Source organism: Legionella yabuuchiae, from assembly GCF_900640115.1.
Lineage (GTDB): Bacteria > Pseudomonadota > Gammaproteobacteria > Legionellales > Legionellaceae > Legionella_A > Legionella_A yabuuchiae.
This window is the reverse complement of the sequence record NZ_CAAAIW010000081.1, coordinates 1-492: the sequence shown is the minus strand read 5'-3', so window position 1 is coordinate 492 and position 492 is coordinate 1. Positions and strand designations below refer to the sequence as shown.

Below are 492 nucleotides of genomic sequence, written 5' to 3'. Positions count from 1 at the left end.
CCCCTGAAAAGCATGATCAATCGCCTGAGCTAAAGAATCAAAATTAGCAATTTCATTCTTAATTTTCTTTTTTAAATTTGCCCAACATTTCTCAATTGGATTTAGATCTGGTGAATAAGGTGGAAGAAAGATCAACTCACAACCTGCATTAGTGATAATAGAAGCCGTATCTGGAGATTTATGAAAAGCTGCATTATCCATTACAATGGTTTTACCACTTCCAATTTCGGGTAGGAGGAAGTTACTTAACCAGAAATTGAATAAAACACTATCCATAGTGCCTTGATAGCAAATCGGAGCAACTAATTTTTTATTGATTAAACCTGCTACAAAACTTTCTCTGGCAAAGCGTTTACCTGATTTTTCACTAACAACTTCTTTTCCTCGTTCACTCCATGCGTACTCCCTGGATACAAAGCTATCGATACCTGACTCATCAACGTATACGATATTTTCAGAGATTAATGGCTCTATGATTTCAATGTATTGCTT

1 protein-coding gene is annotated in these 492 nt (G+C 35.6%); it reads right to left on the bottom strand.

Features of this window, described 5'->3' with window-relative positions; translation table 11 throughout:
* Nucleotides 1-492, bottom strand: a 492-nt coding sequence (locus E1O47_RS12145; RefSeq protein WP_133131487.1) for an IS630 family transposase, incomplete at both ends; no start/stop codon positions are given.